The sequence below is a fragment of the Paenibacillus radicibacter genome, assembly GCF_024721995.1.
GTDB lineage: Bacteria > Bacillota > Bacilli > Paenibacillales > NBRC-103111 > Paenibacillus_AM > Paenibacillus_AM radicibacter.
Genome location: NZ_JANQBC010000015.1, coordinates 13,488 through 36,830, shown reverse-complemented (window position 1 = coordinate 36,830; position 23,343 = coordinate 13,488). Strand labels below are relative to the sequence as shown.

Sequence of the window (23,343 nt, the reverse complement as noted above, 5' to 3'; positions counted from 1 at the left end):
TTATGACTTACTCGTCACGACCGCGCCAAGTGAGCCTGTAAAATGCCCGAGCGCCCATGCATGCCCAGCTTCATTAAAGCTAGCTACTGCATCTTCGTGAATCACAAGATGAAACCCTTTATTGTAAGCATCCACTGCCGTATGCAAGACACAGATATCCGTACATACCCCAACGAGATGCAATTCGTGGATACCCCGGCTTCTTAATTGAAGCTCTAGATCTGTCCCGCAAAATGCACTGTATCTCGTCTTATCCATCCAATAGATCGAATTTCGATTCGTATCATAGCAATCTTTTAGCTGACCGAATAATTCGCGTCCCTCAGTGCCTATAATATTATGTGGCGGGAACAGCTTCGTCTCTGGATGATACGGGTCATTCTCATGATGCAGATCAATTGCCATCACAACATAATCCCCATTTTGCACAAAAGATTCCGTGAGCTCCACGATCCGTGCTTCAATCGCCTCACCAGGCTCACCTACGGGCAGATTCCCATTTACAAAATCGACGGTATAGTCAATCACAATAAGTGCTTTCATGCATACACCTCTCTCTGTGGTCAAATGGCTATACGAAAGAAAAAAGTAGCAACTGGAGAAGCGAAGCGGTCGCCTTTGAAATCAAGAAATATCCATTAAAACCTCATCCAAATCTTCTTGAGTTCAACAGCGATCGGAAGTGCTACTTTTTTTCTGTAGTGATCTAGCCATGAGAACACACTCTATTTTTCTATTGTACGAGTAATCGAGGCGATTTGGCAAAGGTCCTGCTATTCTTTTACAGAAATTAGCGATAAAATAGTAGAGTAAGTATTCTCGTTTGATACATTAGGAGGCTTGATAACATGTCTTATACACCTAGTCAGGACAGATACAGTACGATGAAATACAATCGCTGTGGGAAAAGTGGACTTAAACTCCCTGCGATTTCACTTGGACTGTGGCACAATTTCGGAGATGTGAATGTCTATGAGAATAGCCGTGCTATGGTTAAACGTGCTTTTGACTTAGGAATTACTCATATGGATTTAGCGAATAACTACGGTCCACCACCTGGATCTGCGGAAGAGAATTTCGGACGCATCTTGCGTGAAGACTTTGCTGGGTATCGCGATGAGATGGTGATCACGACCAAAGCAGGCTATCTCATGTGGCCAGGACCTTATGGAGAATGGGGTTCCAAGAAGTACTTGGTATCGAGTCTTGACCAAAGCTTAAAGCGTATGGGGCTTGATTATGTCGATATTTTCTACCATCACCGTCCAGACCCTAATACACCGATTGAAGAAACGATGGCTGCACTTGATCTGATCGTCCGTCAAGGTAAAGCGCTGTATGTTGGGCTATCCAACTATAATGCAGAAGAAACGAAGCAAGCTGTTCAAATCTTGAAGCAGCTCGGTACCCCTTGCCTTGTGCACCAACCCAAGTACTCGATGCTTGATCGTTGGGTGGAAGAAGATGGACTCCTTGATGTACTTGATGAGAACGGGGTAGGCTCTGTTGCCTTCTCACCTCTTGAAAAAGGAATCTTGACCAACCGTTACTTAAACGGTGTTCCAACTGATTCTCGCGCTGCAAGTGAAAGTCCGTTCCTGAAGTCCGATGACTTAACAGAAGAACTACTCACTAAAGTCATTCGCTTAAACGAAATCGCGGCTAGCCGTAATCAGACACTCGCACAGATGGCGCTTGCTTGGGTACTTCGTGGCGGTAGAGTAACTTCCGTCATCATTGGTGCTAGTAAAGTGTCGCAAATCGAAGATTGCGCAGCAACGATCAACAACCTTGATTTCTCCAGTGAAGAACTCGCTTTAATTGAAGATATTCTAAAAGCATAACACTTAAGCTTGAGACCAACTTCCGTAGACAGTCATCCGTGAGCAACAGATGGCTGTCTATTTTTTATACAAAAAGAGAAGTTGGCATCCTATTTGCTTGATATTATAAGGAAGCACTCGAGAGGAGCATATTCACATGTCATCCAAAATCGTATCGATCCTGCGTGTACCATTCGGCTTAGGAGGAGCAAGACCTGGCGCGCACTTAGGCCCTGAAGCATTAATTGACGCAGGTCTCATTCGCCACTTATCCAAACTACCTTTAATCCTTGAAAATGAAGGCGAAGTCGCTGCAAGCATAGCCGATCCAATCCCGTCCGAGACGGGTCATACTAAACTGAAACACCTGCAAGAAATCGTTGCAGTGAACACGGAGCTTGCTGCTAGAGTCTCTTCCATTGTAGATCAAGGTAAGTTCCCTCTTGTCCTTGGTGGGGATCATAGTATTGCAATTGGCACCATTGCAGGTTTAACGCAGCATTATAAGAACATAGGCATCATCTGGTTTGATGCGCATGGCGACTTAAATACAGAAGATACAAGTCCAACGGGAAATATTCATGGCATGTCGCTTGCTGTGAACTTAGGGCGAGGTCATGAACTCTTAACTCACATTAAGCAACAGGGATCAAACATTGATCCGAAGAAAGTTGTCATCATTGGCGCTAGACAATTAGACGATGGGGAAAAAGCTTGGATTCGCTCATCAGGTATTACCTGCTTCACCATGCATGATATCGATCGCCTTGGCATGTCGCACGTCATTACAGAAGCTCTGCGTATTGTCGGCCAGGATACAGATGGCGTTCATCTTAGCTTTGACATCGATAGCTTAGATCCGTATGAAGCTCCGGGTACGGGAACAGCTGTACAAGGTGGTGTGAATTACCGCGAAGCGCATTTTGCCTTAGAAATGATGGCGGAATCAGGACTCATCACTTCAGCAGAGTTCGTAGAGGTTAATCCCCTGCTCGATTCAAATAATCGTACAGTCAGACTGACGAATGAGCTTATTTGTTCCTTGATGGGACAGCGGATTTTGTAGCATTTTTTTTGACTCAAACTGAAATCAGTTCATGACTACGCTTAGAGACCGCTACGGAGACAAATCATTCTTCCGGTCACTGTCTCAATCGAGAATTTTGTTTTGAGGTTGGCCCATTCTTTTCTTTCAATATCATTTAAACACACAGGGGGTAACAACGATGTCCCAATCTGAACAAATCATTGCCCAGACTGAAAGCTATGGCGCACATAACTATCATCCGCTGCCAATTGTTATTTCTAAAGCCGAAGGCGTATGGGTTGAGGATCCTGAAGGCAATAAATACATGGATATGCTGAGCAGCTATTCGGCGCTCAATCACGGTCATCGCCATCCACGGATTATTCAGGCTCTCAAAGATCAAGCCGACAAGGTGACGCTCACTTCGCGTGCTTTTCATAATGATCAATTGGGTGAGTTCTATGCACAACTTTCTCGTTTAACAAGCAAGAATATGATTCTGCCGATGAACACAGGCGCTGAAGCCGTTGAAACTGCACTTAAAGCAGTGCGTCGCTGGGCATACGAAGTGAAGCAAGTACCAGACAATCATGCTGAAATTATAGTGTGCGATGGGAACTTCCATGGACGAACGCTTTCCATTACCTCTTTCTCATCATCAGATGAGTATAAGAAGGGCTTTGGACCATTTACACCCGGATTTAAAATTGTTCCTTATGGTGATTTGGAAGCGCTTAAAAAGGAAATTACACCAAATACTGCAGCATTTCTTGTTGAACCGATTCAAGGTGAAGCGGGTATTATTATGCCATATGATGGCTTTCTACGTGATGCTTACGACTTGTGCCAGCAGCATAATGTTCTCTTCGTTGCAGATGAAATCCAGACCGGATTCGGACGCACGGGTAAGCTATTCGCGTGCGATTGGGAGCAAGTTATCCCTGACATGTACATTCTCGGCAAGGCGCTAGGCGGTGGTGTGTTCCCGATCTCAGCAGTAGCCGCAGATGCTAGTATTCTCGGCACATTCACGCCTGGCTCACACGGCTCAACATTTGGCGGCAACCCACTGGGCTGTGCCGTTGCTATTGCGGCTATGAACGTCATGGAGGAAGAGAAACTGGTCGATAATTCTTCTGAACTCGGAAGCTACATGCTAACCGAGCTGCAAAAAATCCAATCTGCCAAAATTTCAGCAGTACGCGGCAAAGGTCTCTTCATCGGCGTTGAACTCACCGAGCTCGCCCGCCCCTACTGCGAGCAATTGAAAGACTTAGGTTTACTGTGCAAAGAAACACACGAGCACACCATTCGCTTCGCTCCTCCTCTTACTATCACCAAGGAAGAGCTCGACTGGGCACTCGTGCGTATTAGATCCATATTTGAATCCTAGGTGTTAAAGAATCAAATGAGACTCATGCATTGACCGAAGTTATCGACTTCAGCCAATAATTCAATCTTAACTTTATACAAAAGTAAAAAGCGTTATCGAAGAAGCACAGCCTTCGATAACGCTTCTATGTATTTCATTTCCAACTGTGTTGAAAAGTCATAAACGGAGGAGAAAAGGATCACTGTAAGAGCGTAGCGACCGACTTTGAAAGAGTGAAAACACCATAAATTCAATTCAAATTTCACGATTTCACGGAGGCTGGAAGTGATCCTTTTCTATGCAGTGATCACATGACTTTTTCAACACCCTCTACTTCTCCGTAAAAGGAAACAGCAGCTTCTGATTCTCCATCGTGTACATGTTCGCCGTTGTAATAACCTCCGAACCTGTATCAATCAGGCTGCTGACCTTTTCACCTTGTAGCACTCGCCGTGCCGTCTGCACTGCGAGATACCCCATACTGAACGGCTTCTGAATCACAATCGCCTGCAAGATGCCCTCCTCCAGAAAAGCGAGTTCGTCCATCGAGCTGTCAAAGCCGATCAGCTTCACACGCGATTGCCCTTGCAGATCCTTAATCGCTTTCGCTGCCCCAACAGTTGAAGGTTCATTCAGCCCAATGATCCCATCAATGCTCGGATTGTTCATGAGTGCAACGGTTAACTGATACGCCCGCTCCTGTGAGCCATCACTATAATACGTATCGGTTACTTTCAGATCAGACTGCTCACTTAAACTATCTCGAACCCCACGCTCACGCTCCATCGCTGTCGCTGAGCCTTTAACAAAGCTTATAATGGCTAACGTCGAGTTCGACTGAATCGCACTCTTCATTGCCTCTCCTGCTTTACGCCCCGCCGCGTAGTTATTCGTCGCAATGAAGCTTTCGGATACGCCCCCATTTAAGCCGGAATCCACCGTAATCAGATCAATACCCGATGCAATAATCTTATTCGCTACAGGTACAATGCGATTGTAATCAGTCGCAGCCAGAATAATCGAATTTGGCTTCTGCTGAATAGCTTGCTCAAGCAGCTTAATTTGTCCAGCTATATCCGTCTCTGTCGTTGTCCCTGTTACTTTTACATCCATACCATATTCTTTGGCTGCTGCCATTACACCTTGATTCAATACTTGCCAGAACTCAACGCTCTTATCGATCGTCTTGGGGATGAAGAGAATCGTATCCTTGGAAGAATTGAGCTGCTTGGCGATCAACACCGTTGTCAGCCATGCAATTCCCGCTAGCAAACACACGATTATTAGCCATTTCAACTTCGTTCTAATCATGTGCTTCCTCCTCTTCGATCTTCGGAATACGAAGCGTTACAGTGGTTCCTTCTTCTCGTTCACTTTCATAAGACAATCCATATGACTCGCCAAAATACAGCTTAATCCGGTGATTCACATTGTATACACCGACACTTTTCTCACCAGAACGTGGTTTTGTTGGTATCGATATCTGCTCCAATTGCTCCTCGCTCATCCCAATTCCATCATCGTTGACTTTGATTTCAATCACATCTTGATGGAGAGTACCAATAATTCGAATGTGACCTTGATCCACCTTGTTCTTGATCCCGTGATAAATCGCATTTTCCACAAGCGGTTGCAGCACGATCTTTAATATTTTACAAGAATAAATAGCAGGGTCTACATCAATTGAATATGTAAACTTGTGTCGGTAGCGCATCTTCTGGATCGTTAAGTAATTCTCAATATGATCCAATTCCGTCTGAATAGGAATCAATTCTTCCCCTTTACTAATACTTGAGCGAAGCAGCTTGGAGAGCGCCGTCGTCATCTCAACCACCTCATCAACCTTGCCCATCTCTGCCATCCAAATGATTGAATCTAGGGTATTGTATAGAAAATGAGGCTGAATCTGCGCCTGCAAAGCCTTAAGCTCACTGATCCGCTTCATCTCTTGCTCTTCCACAATCTGATTCATCAAGTCTTTAATTTTGCGAATCATGAGGTTAAACGTTCGAGCAAGCTTGCCGATCTCATTCGTGTTATCGATATCGACGACGATATCGAAGTCGCCTTTCTCTACCTTTTTCATGTGAAGTTCTAGATTCTTAATTGGTTTGGTCAATGTGAATGTAAAGGCAACCGAGATTGCGAGTGCGATAATGAGACAGACCATCCCCCACAAGACCGATTGCAACTGAATCTGCTTCTTATTCGAGAGCAGTTCATCGGGATAGGTGACACCGACTATTTTCCAACCAAACTCAGTGGTGCCAATTGTATAAATCTTCTCTTCCGAACCCTCGCTAGTCGTTATCGAATGGGCATTAGAAGTCATGATCGAAGCAACAGGCTCTGATTTCATCTGGGTATAAATAATTTGCTGCTGTGGGTGGTAGATCATATCGCCATTCGTATCCAAAATAAAGACATAGCCCCGATTTCCAAGCTGAATTTGCTTACACAAGTCATTAATCACGTTGTAATTTAAGTCCACAAGCAGTACGCCCTGATTGCGTTCATCACTGCTCGTCAATTGCCGACTGATGGAGACGACCCACTTGTATTCTTTTAGAAAAATATGCTGAACATGCGAGGAGGAGATGACGACCTCACCCTTTGCTTTGATCGCGCTCTGATACCATTCTTGATTCGATAACTGCTCATAGGACTTCGCACTTCCATTGAACCGATCCGAGACAATCGCACCATTAGACCCAACGAACATGATTGATGCGATGTCCTTGCGCGAGCTCACAATTGAACGGAAGTTACTGCGTATTTGCTCTTCAAGCCTTAATCCATCTGGATTGTTCATGTTCCCAAGCTCTAACAAATGGTTCAAACTATCGTGACGAAGCGCAAGCTGAGATATACTCTCCATGTTATCAATGTACGTCTGGATGTTCGTGTTCACTTGATCAATCAATTGGGTTGTATAGTTCAGTGAATTCTCGGTGACAGCACGCGATGCGAGCCGATAGGAGTTGTAGCTAAGTACAGCTGTGGTGCAGAGGATAATGAACGCGAATGCGATCGCGATACTCGTGTGAATACTCTTGGAACGAAACGGATTACCCATTCTCACAAGCTGGGTTCTCCTTTCATGGAATTGCGATAATCTTTAGGTGTGAGCCCCATATTACGCTTGAATATCACACTGAAATATTGGGGATCTCCATACCCGACTCGTGCGGCAATGTCGTATGTTTTGAGCGAAGTGAGGGTAAGTAATTCTTTTGCCTTTTCCAAGCGAATACGAGTTAAATATTCAATAAATGTCTCACCTGAATGCTGCTTGAACAAGGCGCTAAAGTAACTAATGCTGAGGTAAATATGACTGCATACTTGCTGTAGTGAGAAATCTTCATCCATATAATTTCCATTAATATAGGTGACAGCTGCATCCATTTGAGACTTTGTGACGTGCGACCGTTTGTCTACGAGATGCGTCATCATTCGCTGTGAGATTTGCACAAGCCATGCCTTCACTTGATCCAGTGTCTTAAGTCCCGCAATGTGAGCAAATGGATTGTCGCCGAAGATCAACTTCTGCTCCATTGTCGTTGTCCCAACCAACACATTCATCAAGGACACGATTAACTTATAAATGGATACATGACATTCCTCAATCGTAGAGTGATTCTGCCTTAAATCTTCCATCCACTCCTGAACTTCTTGCGCGAACAACTCACTTCTACCTGTCTTGAGTGCTGCAATAAGCCGCTTCTCCCATTCCTCATACGTAATCGTGTTCATCTGCTTGCCGTATGCAATGTCGTTAATGGAGATGATTCGATTGTTGCCAAGAATAAACCGATGATCTAGCGCAGTTAGTGCCTCTTGATACGACTTGGCAATATCCGCAAGCTCGCTATACGTACGCCCAATCCCAATGGATAGCGTTAAATTCAGATATTTGTTCACACTTATCTGCGCTTGTCCAACTAACGTCTGTGCCTGCACATCCATCTGCTCAGGGTGACCCCCGAACACGATTGCCACTTTGTCATCCCTTGTCCGAAATACGATGCCATTCCCATCTTGTTCGAACACTTCTTGCATGATGTTGAACACAGCGAATTTAAGCAGCTCACGATCAAGCTGTCCTAATGTGCGACTATGTTGCATCATCTCATCCATATCGCCAACAATTGCAACATACGATGACCCTATTAGTTCTAGATCAAAATAACGAAACTTCTGCTCGATCTCATCGGGGCTTAAACGGGTCGTAACCATCTTTTCCAAGAAACGTTCACGTAGGAGGGGTAAGCTTTCATTAAGCTGAATTTTCAAATAACGAAGATCCGTTTTCTTCTGCTGCTGTTCGTCTAGTTCCTGTTTCATCTTTTGTAAAAATGCCGTAATCTCTCGCGCATTAATCGGCTTAAGTAAATATTCCTTCACCTTTAGTCGGATAGCCTGCTTCGCATATTCAAAATCTTCGTAGCCCGTTATGATAACCACGACGATGTCGCGATGTTCTTCTGCCACATGCTTCGCAAGCTCAAGTCCATCCATAAACGGCATGCAAATATCCGTAATAATGACATCCGGCTGCAAGTCAGCTACAGCATCAAGTGCATCGCGTCCATTCGTGAAATCACCAACCAGCTCGAATCCACACGCCTGCCAATCGGTCTTCTGAATGATACCTTCTCTAACTTCATCTTCATCATCTACGATCATCAATCTATACATAGCGAAGCACCTCGATGAAAGGAATGTAATGCTTTTAATCTTATTTCAAAAATAATTCGCTAACACTTCAAAAATCCCTGCGCAAATAGCGCACAGGGACTTTGGATAGAAACATTAGTTATACAACAACACCTTAATGTCTGGAGAGTCGATGTTCGTTTTGTCATACCAGTGGAAGCCTGTATCGATATTCTTCGGCACGCTCTCGCCCTTCTTCGCTTGAACAGCCGCTTTTACCGCCCAGTAGCCGATACCGATTGGATCTTGTGTGATCGCACCTGCCATCTTGCCACTACGGATTGCTTCTTGCTGTTGTTTACCGGAGTCATAACCGATAACTTTGATCTTGCCGTCTTTCTTAAGCTCTGTTACTGCGTTAAGTACGCCGATTGCTGCGCCTTCATTGGAGCCGAAGAAGCCTTTGATGTTCGGATGAGCTTGAATGATTGCTTTCGCAAGGTCAGTCGCTTTGAGGTGATCACCACTGTATTGTGTGTCTACGATCTTGATCTTCGGATACTTTTCCTTAATACGGTTTGCGAAACCTTCGCCACGGTCGATACCTGTACGGCTTGTTTGGTCATGGACGATCATCCCAATTTCACCTTCGCCGCCGATGAGTTCAGCCATCTTATCTGCTGCAAGCGCTGCTGCTGCTCGGTTATCTGTTGCCGCAGTCGTCACTGGAATCGAGCTGTCTACCCCAGAGTCGAATCCGACGATTGGAATGTTAGCCGCTTTAGCCTTCTCTAAATATGTGGTTGCTGCTTTACTATCTAGAGCTGCGAATGCGATAGCTGCCGGGCTTTTGCCAAGTGCAGTTTGCAGCATTTCAAGCTGTTTATCCACTTGAGTTTCTGACTCTGGACCTTCGAAAGTAATATCCACTTGGAATTCTTTCGCTGCTTTTTCTGCACCTAATTTAACAGCTTGCCAGAATTGGTGCTGGAATCCTTTTGAAATAACAGGGATGTACAACTTCTTCGTATCTGGAGCTTTCGTTGCCTCAACCGTCTTCGATGCTTCTGGTGCTTTCGTTGCTTCAGGTGCTTTGGATGCTGGAGCATCCGCTGCTTTCGAGCCGCAAGCTCCTAGTACGGTTGTGAGCACGAGTAGGCTAGCTAGGGTTAACCCTTTTTTCATTTTCATAGCAATCTCCCCTTATCATTTCAAAATTGTATTGGACTCCTAACTTGGAGGTGATACCAGATCACATGATTGATTCTAGATTTAAGATTTACTCTTGCGGCGACGAAGAATGTCCGCATACACGGCGAATAGAACAACAAGTCCTACGATCACCGTCTGCCATTCTTGCGGTACGGATAAGATGCGAAGTCCATTCGTTAGCACACTCATAATTAGTGCGCCGATTACTGTACCGAGGATTGTACCTGTTCCTCCGCTAAGTGAAGTTCCTCCGATTACAACGGCGGCAATTGCCTCTAGTTCATAACCTTGACCCAAGGCAGGTTGCGCAGAGCCTAATCGCGAAGCCATCATGACACCTGCAAGTCCGCTGAACACACCTGTTAGTGTGTAAATGGCGATTTTCCAAGCGTTGACGTTAATACCTGAAAGCCTGGTTGCCTCTTCATTACTGCCAAGTGCGAAATTGTACCGACCGAGAATCGTGCGTGTTAAGAGAATGCTAGCCACAATAGCAACGATGAAGAAGATCAGAATCGCATTCGGCACGTCAAATCCAGGAATAATCCAATTTAGGATAGAACTCATTGAGATGTCGCTGAACGTCATGCCTGTGATGGGTGTGTCTGTCGAATTCACTGGGAAATAAATGGGCTTCGCACCTGAGATAACAAGGGATAAACCCTTCGTTATCATCATCATCGCAAGTGTCGCGATAAACGGGGGAATCTTCATCTTCGCAATCGCAAATCCGCTTATCGCACCGCAAAATGCCCCAGCAAGAAGTCCTCCTACGACCCCTAACACAACATGTCCGTGCCAGTACGTCACGATTACCCCAGACATCACAGAGGCGAACGTCATTACCGTTCCAACAGATAGATCAATTCCACCTGTAATGATGACGAAGGTAGAGCCTAAAGCAAGAACGCCGATCACGGCTGTGGAGAGTAAGATCCCGATAATATTATCGAATTGAAAGAAGTTGCTCGATGAGAGAGAAAAGAATACCGTCAGTACAATTAAGCTAGCAAAAGCAAGTAATTTCTGCGTCGCGCCAGCTGTCCTTGATGGCTGAATCGGTTTAACAGGTACTTCCATGGGGTGACCTCCTTTTTTATACAATTAGTGAGGAAAATCTAGCGAAGAAGAAAAGAAGTGCTGGAGGAATGAAATGATCGCCTTTGAAATCGTGAAATTACCAATATATCTAATCAAAACTTTCACGATTTCAACAGCGACCGGAAGCACTTCTTTTCATCGTAGCAACCCGATTTTCCACCACGTCAACCAATCCGCATCGTTGCGTATTTCATAATCGACTCTTGCGTCGCCTCGCTGCTTATCAGCTCACCTGTAATGCGTCCTTCGCACATCACCATAATGCGGTGGCTCATGCGCAGAATCTCAGGCAACTCAGATGAAATCATAATGATCGATTTTCCTTGAGCCGCTAAATCATTCAGCAGCTTATAGATCTCGCTCTTCGCGCCCACATCAATGCCTCGTGTCGGTTCATCGAAGATGAGAATGTCGCAATCACGCTTGAGCCACTTACTAATGACGACTTTTTGCTGATTGCCACCAGAGAGAAATTTGAGCTTCTGATCGACGCTTGGGGTTTTAATTTTTAATTTGGTCACGTATTGTGATGCTTCATCTTGAATCGTACTATCATGCATCCAACCCGCTTTGTTACGGAATTTTTGATAAGTCGCAATCGCGATGTTCGTCTTCACATCCATATCGACAAGTAATCCGTAACGCTTTCGATCTTCGGATAAGTAGCCAATTCCGTACTGAACAGCGTCGTGCGGACTGCGAATACGGGCGATTTTGCCATGAATATAAATCTCGCCTGCTTCCATCCGATCTGCACCGAAGATTGCTCTTGCCACTTCCGTACGACCTGCACCCATAAGTCCTGCGAAGCCTAGAATCTCACCTTTCCGAAGAGTGAAACTCACATCTTTCACCGCATTGCCCCGCTTTAGATGCTTCACTTCAAGTACGCTTTCTTGTTCGCCTTGTTCCTGTCTAACCTGAGCCGTACTATAAATCTCACGACCGACCATCATCGCGATGATCTGATCAATCGTCACTTCAGCAGTTGGCACTGTATCAATGTAAGTCCCGTCACGCATGACCGTAATGCGATTCGTGATCTTCTTCAGCTCTTCCATTCGATGGGAGATGTAGACGATACCGACACCTTGATCGCGAAGCTGGGTAATAATCGTGAATAAGTCATGAATCTCAACTTCCGTTAAAGCCGCCGTCGGTTCATCCATAATGAGTACTTCAGATTTAAACGAGAGTGCCTTACTAATCTCCACCATCTGCTGCTGAGCAACGGTCAGCTCCGACACTTTGGTACGTGGATCAAGCTTAATATGAAGTCGATCGAACAGCTGCTGCGCTTGTTGGTTTAATTTCTTCTCATTCACGAACAATTTCAGCCCAGCTCTTGGCTCCCGTCCGATATAAATGTTCTGAGCGACAGTAAGATCAGGCATCAGGTTCAACTCTTGATGGATCATGCTAATCCCCATATTTTGTGCGGCGCGTGTATGAGTGAAATCGACTTCGGTTCCTTTAACAAGCATCTGACCTTCATCCTTCTGATACACACCCGTCAATATTTTCATCAGAGTCGATTTGCCCGCTCCATTCTCACCCACTAGCGCGTGAATTTCACCCGGCAACAGCTCGAACTTGCACTGATTCAGCGCATGAACACCTGGGAAGCGCTTCTCAATACCTATCATCTCAACTAATGGCTGCATCCCTTGATTCACCTCATTTCCTCCGTTCACTTCCGTAAGGTAGCGCTTTCATTAAAACTTATTCTAGCCGTAAACCGACGCGGTGAGAGTTGATTTTCCTATGATAAAAAGTGGAAAAAATTATGATTTCATCTTTTCTTCGTATGGTATGATTACCTAGCGTTATAGCGAAATTGCGAAATTGCTGTTTTACAACAGAAATTACAAGATTGGAGTCCTACATATGAGAGTTGAACAAGCAACACTTGATGATTTGAAAGCATGGCTAGAGTTAGCGGCTGAAGTTGAATATCTGTTCGGACCGATGGTAGATGATCCAAAGTTTATTCAAGTATTAGAGAAGAACATTTCTTTGAACCGAGCTTATTGTATAAGGGAAAAAGACGGACTACCCGGATCACCACTACTTGGTGCGATGCTATTCAATACTGCCCATGCTCCAACCTTTAAGATTGGATGGTTAGCTGTCTCATCACAAGCAAAGAAAACTGGAGTCGCAACCGCATTGATGGATCATGTCATGCAGCTTATCTCTCCTCCAGCCGAAGTAACCGTTATAACGTTTGGCGAGGATATTCCAGATGGGCAACCTGCAAGACGTTTATATCAAAAATTCGGCTTCCTACCAATAGACGAACCGATCCCAAATGGTCCCGAAGGCGGTAGCAGGCAGAAGTTTCAATTGACAGTGGAATAAGAATGATCGTTGAGTAAGAATGGTAGTGACTTATCATGGTTGAAAAATAGCACAAAAAACACCTGCCCTTAAGCAGGTGTTTCTCATTCTTATATCTATATACGATTTAAATAATGCCACGAATCTCGTCCAAAGACTTGATACCCTCGCGATCCATGAATGCTTCAATACCAGCAACAATATCTTCACCCGCACGTAGATTCATGAAATTATAAGTCCCGATCTGCACAACAGTGGAACCCGCCATGATGAACTCGATTGCATCTTCTGCGCTCGCGATTCCGCCCATTCCCATTACAGGGATCGTCACTTGCTTCGCTACTTGGTGCACCATGCGCAGCGCAATCGGGTTGATCGCAGGACCCGATAAACCCGCATACACATTATCAAACACACTCTTGCGCTTACAAATATCAATCTTCAGTGCAGAGAACGTATTAATCAGAGATACTGCATCCGCACCCTCTTCTTCACACATCGCCGCCATCGCGACGATATTCTCAGCATTCGGGGATAGCTTCACCGCTAGTGGTAAGGTTGTTGCTTTACGAACTTCACGCACCACTTCTCTCGCCGTCTCGGTCTGAATGCCATAAGCGATTCCGCCTTGTCTCACGTTCGGACAGGAGATGTTCAGTTCGATCATATCGACGCCAACACGACCCGCTTGCTGACGTGCAAGAGTATCTTCCGTAATTAAGCGAGCACCCTCTACATAATCCTCTATACTTCCTCCACCAAGGTTCACGATCTTCGCAGGTTCGATTGTTTCCCAGTAAGCCATTTCCTTCTCTAGAAATGCCTCCACGCCGGGATTTTCAAGACCAACGCTGTTCATCATACCAGATGGCGTCTCCCATACACGAATCCCGCGGTTACCTGGTCTAGCTTCTAGCGTCAGCCCCTTACCTGAGATACCACCTAGCTGATTAATATCGTACAACTTCGCATAATCTTGTCCAAAGCCGAACGTTCCCGATGCCATCACGACAGGATTCTTAAACTCGACACCCGCGATTTTACAAGCCATTTTCTGCATCGAAATTCACCTCCGTCGCTAAGAATACCGGTCCATCTACGCATGCGCGTTTGTTTTTTTCTTGGCAAATAACACTACACACCAGGCAAGCACCAACGCCGCAAGCCATTCTTTTTTCCATCGAAACGTAGACATCTGCTTTGTTATTCTTCGCTTTCTCGTATGTGGCATGCATCATACCATGCGGTCCACATACAAAGATGGCATCGTATGCATCGACATCTAGATCGTCGAGTACTCTGCCACCTACATTTGTCACGACATTTGCCGCAACTTTCTCATATTCATCTACAAGATACGCTTCTTGTCCAAAACCTAAATACACGTCTGCCCAAGGCATTTGCTTTGCTGCGTAATAAAACGGCGCAACTCCGATGCCTCCACCAATCATGGCAACCTTACCTTCTATATGTGGGAAACCGTTTCCAAAAGGTCCTTCCAGCCCAATCTCATCACCTGCTCGAAGCTTCGAGATCATCTGAGTTCCTTCTCCGAACACCTTGTACAGAAACTGAATCTTGCCCTCTTCAATATTGTGAATACTAATAGGACGCGAGAGTACAGGGTAATTCCCCCAAGCCCGCAGTATATAGAATTGCCCAATTGCTCCTTGATAATCACCTTCTACCGTCAAAACATACACGTTGTTTGCGACTTCACGATTCGAAATTATGATCGACATGTTTTAGCTCCAGGACTCCCTTCGTCATCTATCTATCTCTATAAAAATTGCCCCTACCACTATAAACATAATCTTCATTTCAAAATGTGAATTGCATCACATTGGGAGTAGTTACCTTCAATATTTTATATAAAAAGTAGTACAACAACTGCGCGATAATCGCATGTTATCCCCTATCGAACAAGAGAAAAGCCCGGCAAGATGCCGAGCTGTTTCTCATCTACATGCAAACTGAAATGTTTCACTCTACTCTATGCTACTCGCTGTTTTCTCATAATCGGAATAGAAACGAACCAACAAAGTACCATAACCACTAGAGTTGCCGATATGATTGAGGCTATAGGAAATTGCCCGATCTCCCCACTCACTAATAAACTAGATGCGATAACCCCAAGCTGACTCGGATTCCATGGGAACATCCCCGACATCAGACTTGATGCAGTCGATAAGAGTACAATCACAATAAGCGAAACAAATGCAACACCTGCCGCATGCGGCAACCACGCACTTACGAATAACACTATCGAGCAAATACATAATAACCAAAGTAAGTAGATAAAACCGGCTTGAATGGCTGCGTTCACATCGACATTACCAAATAACTGAACCGTATAGTACCAAGCACCTGCGTAACCTAGGAGAAATGAAACAGTAGTCAGAGTCATCATACTCGCCCACTTGGCACTCATATAAGTGGTCATTGAGATGGGTTTGGCAAAAATCATCGAACCGACCCCGCTCCGCATCTCACTTGCGATCATGCCCATCATGGCAAGTACCAACACTAGAACGCCAATCGTCCCGTATTGGTTGATGGTTTGCGCGAGCACCTCTCCACTTGATGGTGTTGGGATTGTGATGATCGTTCCTTGAGGCATGTTCCCTGCATGTTTCAATATTTCCGGCATGTAGTACGAAGTAACCGGCTGCATCACACCAAGGAGCATGAAGGCTACGGGTACCCATACCCATTTATAACTCCGCACCATCTCTAGCATTTCTTTTCGATAAAATAGAGTAAACTGCCTCATTCCTGCACCACCTTCATGAACAAGTCTTCCAGCGTGCTTTGCCCAGCTTCTAATCGCTTGATGAACAACTGACGACTCATAGCATCCACAAGTATGGCACGCTGTGCTTCAGCTAGATCCGATACTTGTAGTCGCAGCGTGTATTTATTCCGCTCGGCATTCTGGATAAATGGCTTACGCTTCAGTTCATTCAACCATTCTTGAGCTTGTTGCTCACTCTCTAACTCAATATGAAGAACAGGTTCACCATACTGCGCTCGGATATCTGCTAGACTACCTTTCACTGCAATTTCACCGCGCCTAATCATCATGATCTCATCACAAATTTCTTCTGCATCGTGCAGAACATGTGTTGAGAACAGGATTGTCGTCTCCGATTGAATCTGCTTCAGTAATTGAAGCACCTCTCTTCGACCAACAGGATCAAGTGCTGAGACGGGCTCATCTAGAATTAGCAGCTTGGGCTTATGAATGAGGGCTTGGGCGAACCCTAGCCGCTGCTTCATACCTCCTGAATAGCCACCAATTCTTCGCTTCCCTGCATCTTGAAGTCCTACAGTCTCCAGCCAAATATCCGCCCGACGAACCGACTCCATACGCGATAGCCCAGACAATTCACCTGCATATTGCACAAACTCCTTGCCTGTCATCCACGGATAAAATACGGGCATTTGCGGTAAATACCCCAGATAAGGTCTACGATCCTCCACTTTTTTGCCCTGATGGATCAAATGAATATTTCCTGATGTCGGCTCGAGCAAGCCTGTAAGCATGTTAATCGTTGTCGTCTTCCCTGCTCCGTTCGGTCCGAGTAGGGCGACACAGCTTCCTTCTGTAAGCGTAAAGCTAATATCACGAACCGCATGATGATCCTTATACCGTTTTGATAAACGTTCAACCTGAAGTAGTTGTGTCATCGATCTTTCCTTCCTATCACAAAATAAACAATAGGGCCGATCATTTGCATAAATATGATAATCAGTACCCACATCCATTTGGGACCTTTGGTTTCTTCCGCCTTATACAAAGAGATTAGGGCTGTAAAGAGTAAGATAAGCGATAGAACAACAAGCGGCGCTATCACATTCCAATTCACTTCATCGATGGAGAAATGCACATACATCCCTTCTTTCTTTTTCAAAAATAATTATGATAAATGGTCCTTACGTTCTGATCTTTTCTTCGGTAAATAAATGCAAAACAAGGCATACATCAGCATCGGAAGCGGGAAATTGATCAGTCCCCACACTCCCCAGAACCAACGATTATTTGCACGCTTACGCGCATCTGTAAATAGCCAAATACTCTGTGATAGCAAGAGGATGACCACGATCACGATAACCCCTACCGGAATAGATTGGACATCTTCATTTAACATGGCGTACATCCCCTTTCTTCTTAGCTCGTAATTGGGATATGAATAGAAAAGCAATAGCAGAAATAAGCGTAACTATTTGAACCATGCCGAATACAGTTAAATCCGTCATAACAAGGAAAGTGTTACCGCCAATAATAGCGAACGCCAGCAGAACGAACATCAGAAGTTCAAACAGATTACGACTACGAATGACACGCTTTTGCTCCACAACTATTTGCCTTAGATGCTCTACTTGTGGAGGATTACCCAGCGGAATCGCTTGATCCATTTGTTCAAATCCCTGCATAAGTTGATCAATCAGAACTTGATCGTCCTCACTCATCTTATCTTCTGATGGCAGTTTCTCAATTGAATCTTTATGCTCCAAGCGTTTATTCTTACGCATCCGTTGTAAGCTCCTTTCGTAACTGTTGTATTCCATTGTGAATCCTCGATTTCACCGTACCTACGTGAATATCCATCATCTCCGCAATTTCGTCATACGCGTATCCATAGTAATGCTTGAGTAAGATGGGTAGGCGCATTTCATAACGCATCTTGGAGAGTGCTTCGATTGTGTCCGTCCATACTTCTTGGTGCTGCTGCATATGCCACTGAATCTGTCGAAGCGCTTGTTCTTGCTCCTGCCATCGCTGCTCAACCTTTCGCCTACGCATCAGATCCATATAAAGACGAGTCGCAATTGTAATCATCCAAGAAGAGAATTTAGAAGTGCCATTATAAAGTGATATTTTCTCTATACACCTCAGCATCGTATCTTGTACAAGATCTTCTGCAAGCGTAGGATTCATCGTTACCTTGATTAAATATTTAGTCAAAAAGGTATAGTGCTCGTGCAGCAATTGAGCCAATGCTTGGTCGTCACCACGTTTGGCGAGCTCAATTCGTTGTTGTTCATCCACTGCTGCCTGCCCCTCCCATCTTGACATGTTTCTAACTTGTCTTTGATTTGCAAATCACACATAGTACGATTACCCCCACCCAAAAGTTCATTTGGATTCATAAATATTATCGCGTTTTTTTCTAGCACTTATTAAATGTTGTCTCTATCTATGAAAAAAGGAACCCATACCCCTAAAGTGGCATGAATTCCTTATGTATTTCGTTGTTCCTATTTAGCCAGTAAAAGCGGCTAAATCATCTTTCTGCCTCTCCCCCAAAGGGTGGAGGGCAAAAATGCTTCGAGGGAAGAGGGACGAAGGGTGGTGATGTCCTGGAGAGCGATAGCGGTGCGCCTTTGAAAACGTATTCCAACCTTTGCATCCTAATAATAGGGAATACGTTTTCGAGAGTGCACGTAAGGATATCACCACCCGCAGTCCCCCATCATTCTCTTGATCTTTTCCCTACACACTTTCGTAAAAAAGTATATCTTCCGGCAGCCCAAAATGATTACTAAACACCTTCTTATACGCATCCGACGGCAACTCACCGCTATGCATATACTTGCGAGTCGTAGCGGGATTTAATCCCTTAACTCTACTGAATTCGGCTGGCGATATGTCGTGCACCGCGAACAAACCTGTTAGAATTCGATTAATTTTCATTCCTAGAAAAACACGTTTGTAAAACTTCTTTTCTGTTATTTTTTCCACATTGTTGTATTGTTGATCGTCATAGAAAAGAACGGATTGCGGAATACCGAATTTGAAAGAAATTTTCGCCCGATACTCCTCTGTCGGTTTTACCCCTTGATAAATCCATGCCGCCACGGTGCGGTTCGCCACATTCAGTTCACTGGCAAGCTCGGAGAGCTTCACATCTTCCACCATCATCACGGACATCAGAATACGATTCTGGATTGACCATTCCTTTGGTTTGCGAAATCGAGGCTTTTTAATACCTTTGCCAATTTTGTCTTTGTTAATTTGGGCCCATTCGGAAATATCTACTTTTTTCTCTAGTTGCAATGTCATGGTGATCTTCCTCAATTCAAAATTAATTCGTTATATGTATATTTTACACGCTAAAGGGTATGAAATAAAACCCTTGTCTATGAACATTGCAAGAAGACCTATTCTCCTTGTAGAAAAATAGGCCTGTTTCTATCTATTAAACTACTATAATTTATGATTTCAGAATACGTTCTGCCAAGAAATCCACGACATGTACAGCCTGCATTTGATGCGTCAACTGCTCTCTTTCAATGCCCAATTTCATTTGTAACAAACATCCTGGATTACTCGTCAGCACCAAGTGTGCATTCGTCTCTTTCGCATGCTCCATCTTGTGATCAAGCACTTGCATCGACATGTCTGGTTGAACGAGATTGTATATTCCACCTGATCCACAACAATTATCTGCCCCTGTCATCTCCACAAAATTCACATCCGCAACTCTAGCGATCAAGTGACGCGGCGCATTGCCTGCTTTCATTACATTTTTCAAATGACAGGAATTCTGATATGTGACTGTCAAAGGCTTACTGGATTCACTACTGGATTCACCTACTAAAGTCTTGATAGTAGGCAAGTTCCCTTTTTCAAGAAGAAGCTGACTCACATCACGAACTCTCTCTGCAAAATGTTTCGCTGCCTCCGCATACGCCGGCTCATCGTGTAGCAAGTGATCGTATTCAACAAGAAGTGCACCGCACCCGCCTGCATTGGACACAATATAATCTACTTCTGCGGCTTCAAACGCACGGACATTCTTGCGAGCTAAATCTTTTGCTAAATCCATCTCACCACTATGCGCATGAAGCGCCCCACAGCAGTTCTGCGTCTCAGGAATAACAACGTCAAAGCCCCCTTCAGCAAGCAGCTTCACCGTATTGATATTCGTCTTCGTAAACATTACATCCATGATACAGCCACGGAACATCGCGACTGTACCGATTCGGTTGCCTTTTGCCGGGAAAAATGTACCGAGATGCTCGATTACACCTTTCGTTGAAGCCTCCGGCATCACCTTCTCCAATTGCTGCATGTGATTCGGCAAAATTTTCAGAACACCGGATTTACGAGCAAGCCAGCGCAGACCCGACTTCTGATACAACTTCATCCCACCACCTAGAATTCGCATTCGATTCTGGTGTGGGAATGTGTGCTTGAGCATCGTAGAGCGCAAAGCTTTGACCCACACTCTATGCTCAGCAACAGTCGATTCAATCGCGTCACGCGTCTGTTCTAACAAATGTCCATACTTCACATCAGCAGGACATACAGGCTCACAAGCGCGACAGCCTAAGCATAGATCCATCTGCTCTTGGAACATCTTATCTGGCTCCATTACCCCATCGACAACTGCCTTCATGAGCGCAATCCGTCCACGCGGCGAGGCTGCTTCATAGCCTGTTTCTTGGAATGTTGGACAAGCTGCTTGGCAGAAACCGCAGCGCATGCAGTTCGTCAGTTCATCATAATTGAGTGTGAGCTTCATACGTTCGGTAAGCATGGGTGCGTTACTCATTGATGAATCACCACTCTTTTTCTCGATTCCTTCGCAAAAATTTTGCTCGGATTCATGATGTTGTTCGGATCAAACGCTTTCTTAATGTTCTTCATCAGCTCGATCCCTGCGCTGCCTACTTTCCATTCCAAGTAAGGCGCTTTGACTGTACCGACACCGTGTTCGCCTGTAATCGTACCACCAAGCTGGATGGCTGCCTCGAATATTTCCTCGAACGCCATTTCCACACGATGGATCTCTTCGGTATTTCGCGCATCTGTCGCACAAGTTGGATGCAAGTTTCCATCGCCTGCATGACCGAAAGTACAGATCTGAACGTCATACTTTTCTGAAATTTTCTTAATTGCGTTGACCATCTCTGCAATCTTCGAACGTGGAACAGTCGCATCTTCAAGAATCGTCGTTGGTTTAATTCGAGCGAGTGTTGAAAGTGCGCTGCGACGTGCCATCATTAACTTCTCAGCCTCTTCTGCTGTTGTCGCAAGCTGTACATCAGCCGCATTCTGCTCTTTGCAAATACGAATCATCTCTTGAATGTCCTTATTCACAAGTCCTTCATCCACACCGTCTTGCTCGATCAATAGCACCGCTTCCATATCTGTCGGCAAACCAATCTTATTATAGTCTTCAACAACACGAAGAGTTGGATTATCGATAAACTCCAAAGTAGCAGGTGTAATGCGGTTGCCAATAATCGCAGATACCGTACGTGCAGCATCATGAATATCGCGATACATCGCTAGCATCGTTTGCTTGTAAGTTGGAGCTGGTAAGAGCTTCACTGTCGCTTCGGTAATAATCGCAAGAGTTCCTTCTGAACCGACTAACAGCTTCGTTAAGTCATAACCCGCTACGTCCTTATAGAGCTTGCCTCCTGTACGAATTATGTCGCCGTTTGGAAGCACAGCCTCAAGACCGATTACATAATCTTTGGTCGTTCCATACTTAAGTCCGCGAAGTCCTCCTGCACACTCCATAATATTGCCGCCAAGTGTCGATATAACCATACTACTTGGATCTGGTGGATAGAATAATCCGTGTTTTTCAACGGCAAGGTGAAACTCCTTCGTATTGAGTCCTGGCTGGAATGTAGCGGTTAGGTTGTCGGTATCAATCTCGATTAACTTTTTCATTCGACTCATAACCATTACAATACCGCCTTCAACTGGAACCGTTCCCCCACAAAGGTTGCTTCCAGCCCCTCTTCCTACGACTGGAATTTTATATTCATTGAGAACTTGAAGTATTCTGGAAATTTCTTGCGTAGAACTTGGAAATATAACACCGTCTGGCAAATGCTGCAACATTGGCGTTGCATCATAAGAGTAAGCAACCCGCGCTTCCGTATGCTCCATAAAATGCTTCTCACCTACGATTGCACGCAGTTTTTCAATCACAATTGGCTCTAGCATATCCTCTCTCCCTCACGTATAATAAATTTATAATTAGTCAGGTGATCTGATGACTTTTCATTCATTATAGCTTATGCTTGAATAGGTGTATATTGTTTTTACGGAGGTTATGCATGTCACCCCAAATTATGAAGCCCCGCAAGGGTTATGAGATCGTAATGGAACATCTGAAAGAGCAGATTATGGCTGGGAAATACGAGCCTGGACAGCGCTTACCTACTGTTGTTAACCTAGCGGCTAGCTATGATGTAGGACGCTCCACCATTCGTGAAGCACTCAGTGCACTGAAAGCGATGGGATATATCGAAATTCGTCACGGTGGAGGTAGCTTCGTTCATAAACAACTACCTACTGAAGAAGAGCTAAGCATCCAGAAGACGGACTCTATTCTTGAAATTATTGAAGCTCGTAAATTTATTGAAAGTGGATGTGCAAGTCTTGCAGCTGGAAGACGTACCGACCAGGATCTCAAGAAACTTAAGAGAACACTTGATACCATGCAACTTGTCATGCATGACGAAGAACAAAGTGAACTTGCAGACATTGAGTTTCACCTGCAAATTGCGAAAGCTAGCCACAACCTGCTCATGATGAATCTCATGGAATCCTTGCATGTACGCCTGCAAGAAAGCATGAAAGATACTCGTAAACTATGGTTTTATAACGAGAGAGCTACATCTGAGATTTTACTTCAAGAGCATCGCCAGATTTACGAAGCGATTGCTGCACAAGATGAGCAGCGTGCATCACTGATAATGATGCAACATTTAGTCAAGGTAGAGAAGGTCGTTCAAAAATTTACACATAAATAATTTATAGTTAAAGGGAGAGGAATATT

23 protein-coding genes are annotated in these 23,343 nt (G+C 44.7%); 5 read left to right on the top strand and 18 right to left on the bottom strand.

Translation table 11 applies throughout. The annotated features are described in order from the left end of the window. The gene (locus tag NV379_RS23240; RefSeq protein ID WP_258209726.1) at positions 1 to 543 is read right to left on the bottom strand and encodes a cysteine hydrolase family protein; all 543 of its coding nucleotides are present in this window, start codon (positions 541 to 543) and stop codon (positions 1 to 3) included. A 305-nt stretch (positions 544 to 848) separates the two neighbouring features. Between NV379_RS23240 and mgrA the strand changes: the two genes are divergently transcribed. The 3 genes from mgrA (at position 849) to NV379_RS23225 (ending at position 4,243) form a co-directional block, all read left to right on the top strand. Then, a complete protein-coding gene (gene mgrA, locus NV379_RS23235) occupies positions 849 to 1,844 on the top strand; it encodes an L-glyceraldehyde 3-phosphate reductase (protein WP_258209725.1) in 996 nt (331 codons plus the stop codon). A gap of 136 nt (positions 1,845 to 1,980) precedes the next feature. Next, the gene (rocF, locus tag NV379_RS23230; RefSeq protein ID WP_258209724.1) at positions 1,981 to 2,889 is read left to right on the top strand and encodes an arginase; all 909 of its coding nucleotides are present in this window, start codon (positions 1,981 to 1,983) and stop codon (positions 2,887 to 2,889) included. Between the two features lie 160 nt (positions 2,890 to 3,049). Further along, positions 3,050 to 4,243: an ornithine--oxo-acid transaminase gene (locus tag NV379_RS23225; protein ID WP_258209723.1), complete on the top strand. Its 1,194-nt coding sequence runs from the start codon at positions 3,050 to 3,052 to the stop codon at positions 4,241 to 4,243. 309 nt (positions 4,244 to 4,552) lie between these two features. Here the strand turns inward: NV379_RS23225 and NV379_RS23220 are convergent, their stop codons facing one another. The 6 genes from NV379_RS23220 to NV379_RS23195 form a co-directional block, all read right to left on the bottom strand. After that, positions 4,553 to 5,533 carry a substrate-binding domain-containing protein gene (locus tag NV379_RS23220; protein ID WP_258209722.1) on the bottom strand — a complete coding sequence of 327 codons (981 nt, stop codon included), beginning with the start codon at positions 5,531 to 5,533 and terminating at the stop codon, positions 4,553 to 4,555. Then, on the bottom strand, positions 5,526 to 7,298 hold the full coding sequence (locus NV379_RS23215; protein ID WP_258209830.1) for a sensor histidine kinase: 1,773 nt from the start codon (positions 7,296 to 7,298) through the stop codon (positions 5,526 to 5,528). The genes NV379_RS23220 and NV379_RS23215 overlap by 8 nt, the downstream gene beginning before the upstream one ends. A 2-nt stretch (positions 7,299 to 7,300) precedes the next feature. Next, positions 7,301 to 8,920: a response regulator gene (locus NV379_RS23210; protein WP_258209721.1), complete on the bottom strand. Its 1,620-nt coding sequence runs from the start codon at positions 8,918 to 8,920 to the stop codon at positions 7,301 to 7,303. 114 nt (positions 8,921 to 9,034) lie between these two features. Further along, a complete protein-coding gene (locus tag NV379_RS23205; RefSeq protein WP_373426154.1) occupies positions 9,035 to 10,069 on the bottom strand; it encodes a substrate-binding domain-containing protein in 1,035 nt (344 codons plus the stop codon). A gap of 81 nt (positions 10,070 to 10,150) precedes the next feature. Beyond that, positions 10,151 to 11,170: an ABC transporter permease gene (locus NV379_RS23200; protein ID WP_258209720.1), complete on the bottom strand. Its 1,020-nt coding sequence runs from the start codon at positions 11,168 to 11,170 to the stop codon at positions 10,151 to 10,153. 185 nt (positions 11,171 to 11,355) lie between these two features. Beyond that, a complete protein-coding gene (locus tag NV379_RS23195; protein ID WP_258209828.1) occupies positions 11,356 to 12,855 on the bottom strand; it encodes a sugar ABC transporter ATP-binding protein in 1,500 nt (499 codons plus the stop codon). Positions 12,856 to 13,078: 223 nt separating this feature from the next. Here NV379_RS23195 and NV379_RS23190 point away from each other — a divergent pair, with 223 nt between their 5' ends. Beyond that, entirely contained in the window at positions 13,079 to 13,552 is a 474-nt protein-coding gene (locus NV379_RS23190) for a GNAT family N-acetyltransferase (RefSeq protein WP_258209719.1), read from the top strand. Between the two features lie 106 nt (positions 13,553 to 13,658). On the opposite strand, the gene NV379_RS23185 is transcribed toward NV379_RS23190, so the two are convergent. The 11 genes from NV379_RS23185 to NV379_RS23135 all read right to left on the bottom strand — a co-directional run bounded on the left by NV379_RS23185 (position 13,659) and on the right by NV379_RS23135 (position 22,505). Further along, positions 13,659 to 14,591: a dihydroorotate dehydrogenase gene (locus NV379_RS23185; protein WP_258209718.1), complete on the bottom strand. Its 933-nt coding sequence runs from the start codon at positions 14,589 to 14,591 to the stop codon at positions 13,659 to 13,661. Next, complete coding sequence (locus tag NV379_RS23180) at positions 14,572 to 15,273, bottom strand: dihydroorotate dehydrogenase electron transfer subunit (protein WP_258209717.1); 702 nt, start codon at positions 15,271 to 15,273, stop codon at positions 14,572 to 14,574. The genes NV379_RS23185 and NV379_RS23180 overlap by 20 nt, the downstream gene beginning before the upstream one ends. Positions 15,274 to 15,524: 251 nt before the next feature. Beyond that, positions 15,525 to 16,304 (bottom strand): ABC transporter permease, encoded by a 780-nt coding sequence (locus tag NV379_RS23175; RefSeq protein ID WP_258209716.1) that lies wholly within the window; start codon positions 16,302 to 16,304, stop codon positions 15,525 to 15,527. Then, on the bottom strand, positions 16,301 to 17,221 hold the full coding sequence (locus NV379_RS23170; RefSeq protein ID WP_258209715.1) for an ABC transporter ATP-binding protein: 921 nt from the start codon (positions 17,219 to 17,221) through the stop codon (positions 16,301 to 16,303). Before NV379_RS23170 ends, NV379_RS23175 begins: the two co-directional genes overlap by 4 nt. Further along, positions 17,218 to 17,445, bottom strand: a complete 228-nt coding sequence (locus NV379_RS23165; RefSeq protein WP_308860323.1) for a PLD nuclease N-terminal domain-containing protein — start codon at positions 17,443 to 17,445, stop codon at positions 17,218 to 17,220. The genes NV379_RS23170 and NV379_RS23165 overlap by 4 nt, the downstream gene beginning before the upstream one ends. A gap of 6 nt (positions 17,446 to 17,451) precedes the next feature. Continuing rightward, entirely contained in the window at positions 17,452 to 17,682 is a 231-nt protein-coding gene (locus NV379_RS23160) for a transcriptional regulator (RefSeq protein WP_258209714.1), read from the bottom strand. After that, positions 17,672 to 18,067 (bottom strand): YxlC family protein, encoded by a 396-nt coding sequence (locus NV379_RS23155; protein WP_258209713.1) that lies wholly within the window; start codon positions 18,065 to 18,067, stop codon positions 17,672 to 17,674. Before NV379_RS23155 ends, NV379_RS23160 begins: the two co-directional genes overlap by 11 nt. Beyond that, entirely contained in the window at positions 18,060 to 18,584 is a 525-nt protein-coding gene (sigY, locus tag NV379_RS23150; RefSeq protein ID WP_258209712.1) for an RNA polymerase sigma factor SigY, read from the bottom strand. Before sigY ends, NV379_RS23155 begins: the two co-directional genes overlap by 8 nt. A gap of 444 nt (positions 18,585 to 19,028) precedes the next feature. After that, a complete protein-coding gene (locus NV379_RS23145) occupies positions 19,029 to 19,598 on the bottom strand; it encodes a hypothetical protein (protein ID WP_258209711.1) in 570 nt (189 codons plus the stop codon). Positions 19,599 to 19,749: 151 nt separating this feature from the next. Beyond that, positions 19,750 to 21,093: a (Fe-S)-binding protein gene (locus NV379_RS23140; protein ID WP_258209710.1), complete on the bottom strand. Its 1,344-nt coding sequence runs from the start codon at positions 21,091 to 21,093 to the stop codon at positions 19,750 to 19,752. After that, positions 21,090 to 22,505 carry an FAD-binding oxidoreductase gene (locus tag NV379_RS23135; protein ID WP_258209709.1) on the bottom strand — a complete coding sequence of 472 codons (1,416 nt, stop codon included), beginning with the start codon at positions 22,503 to 22,505 and terminating at the stop codon, positions 21,090 to 21,092. Before NV379_RS23135 ends, NV379_RS23140 begins: the two co-directional genes overlap by 4 nt. A 113-nt stretch (positions 22,506 to 22,618) precedes the next feature. Here NV379_RS23135 and NV379_RS23130 point away from each other — a divergent pair, with 113 nt between their 5' ends. Beyond that, the gene (locus tag NV379_RS23130) at positions 22,619 to 23,317 is read left to right on the top strand and encodes a FadR/GntR family transcriptional regulator (protein WP_258209708.1); all 699 of its coding nucleotides are present in this window, start codon (positions 22,619 to 22,621) and stop codon (positions 23,315 to 23,317) included. Positions 23,318 to 23,343: the final 26 nt, after the last annotated feature.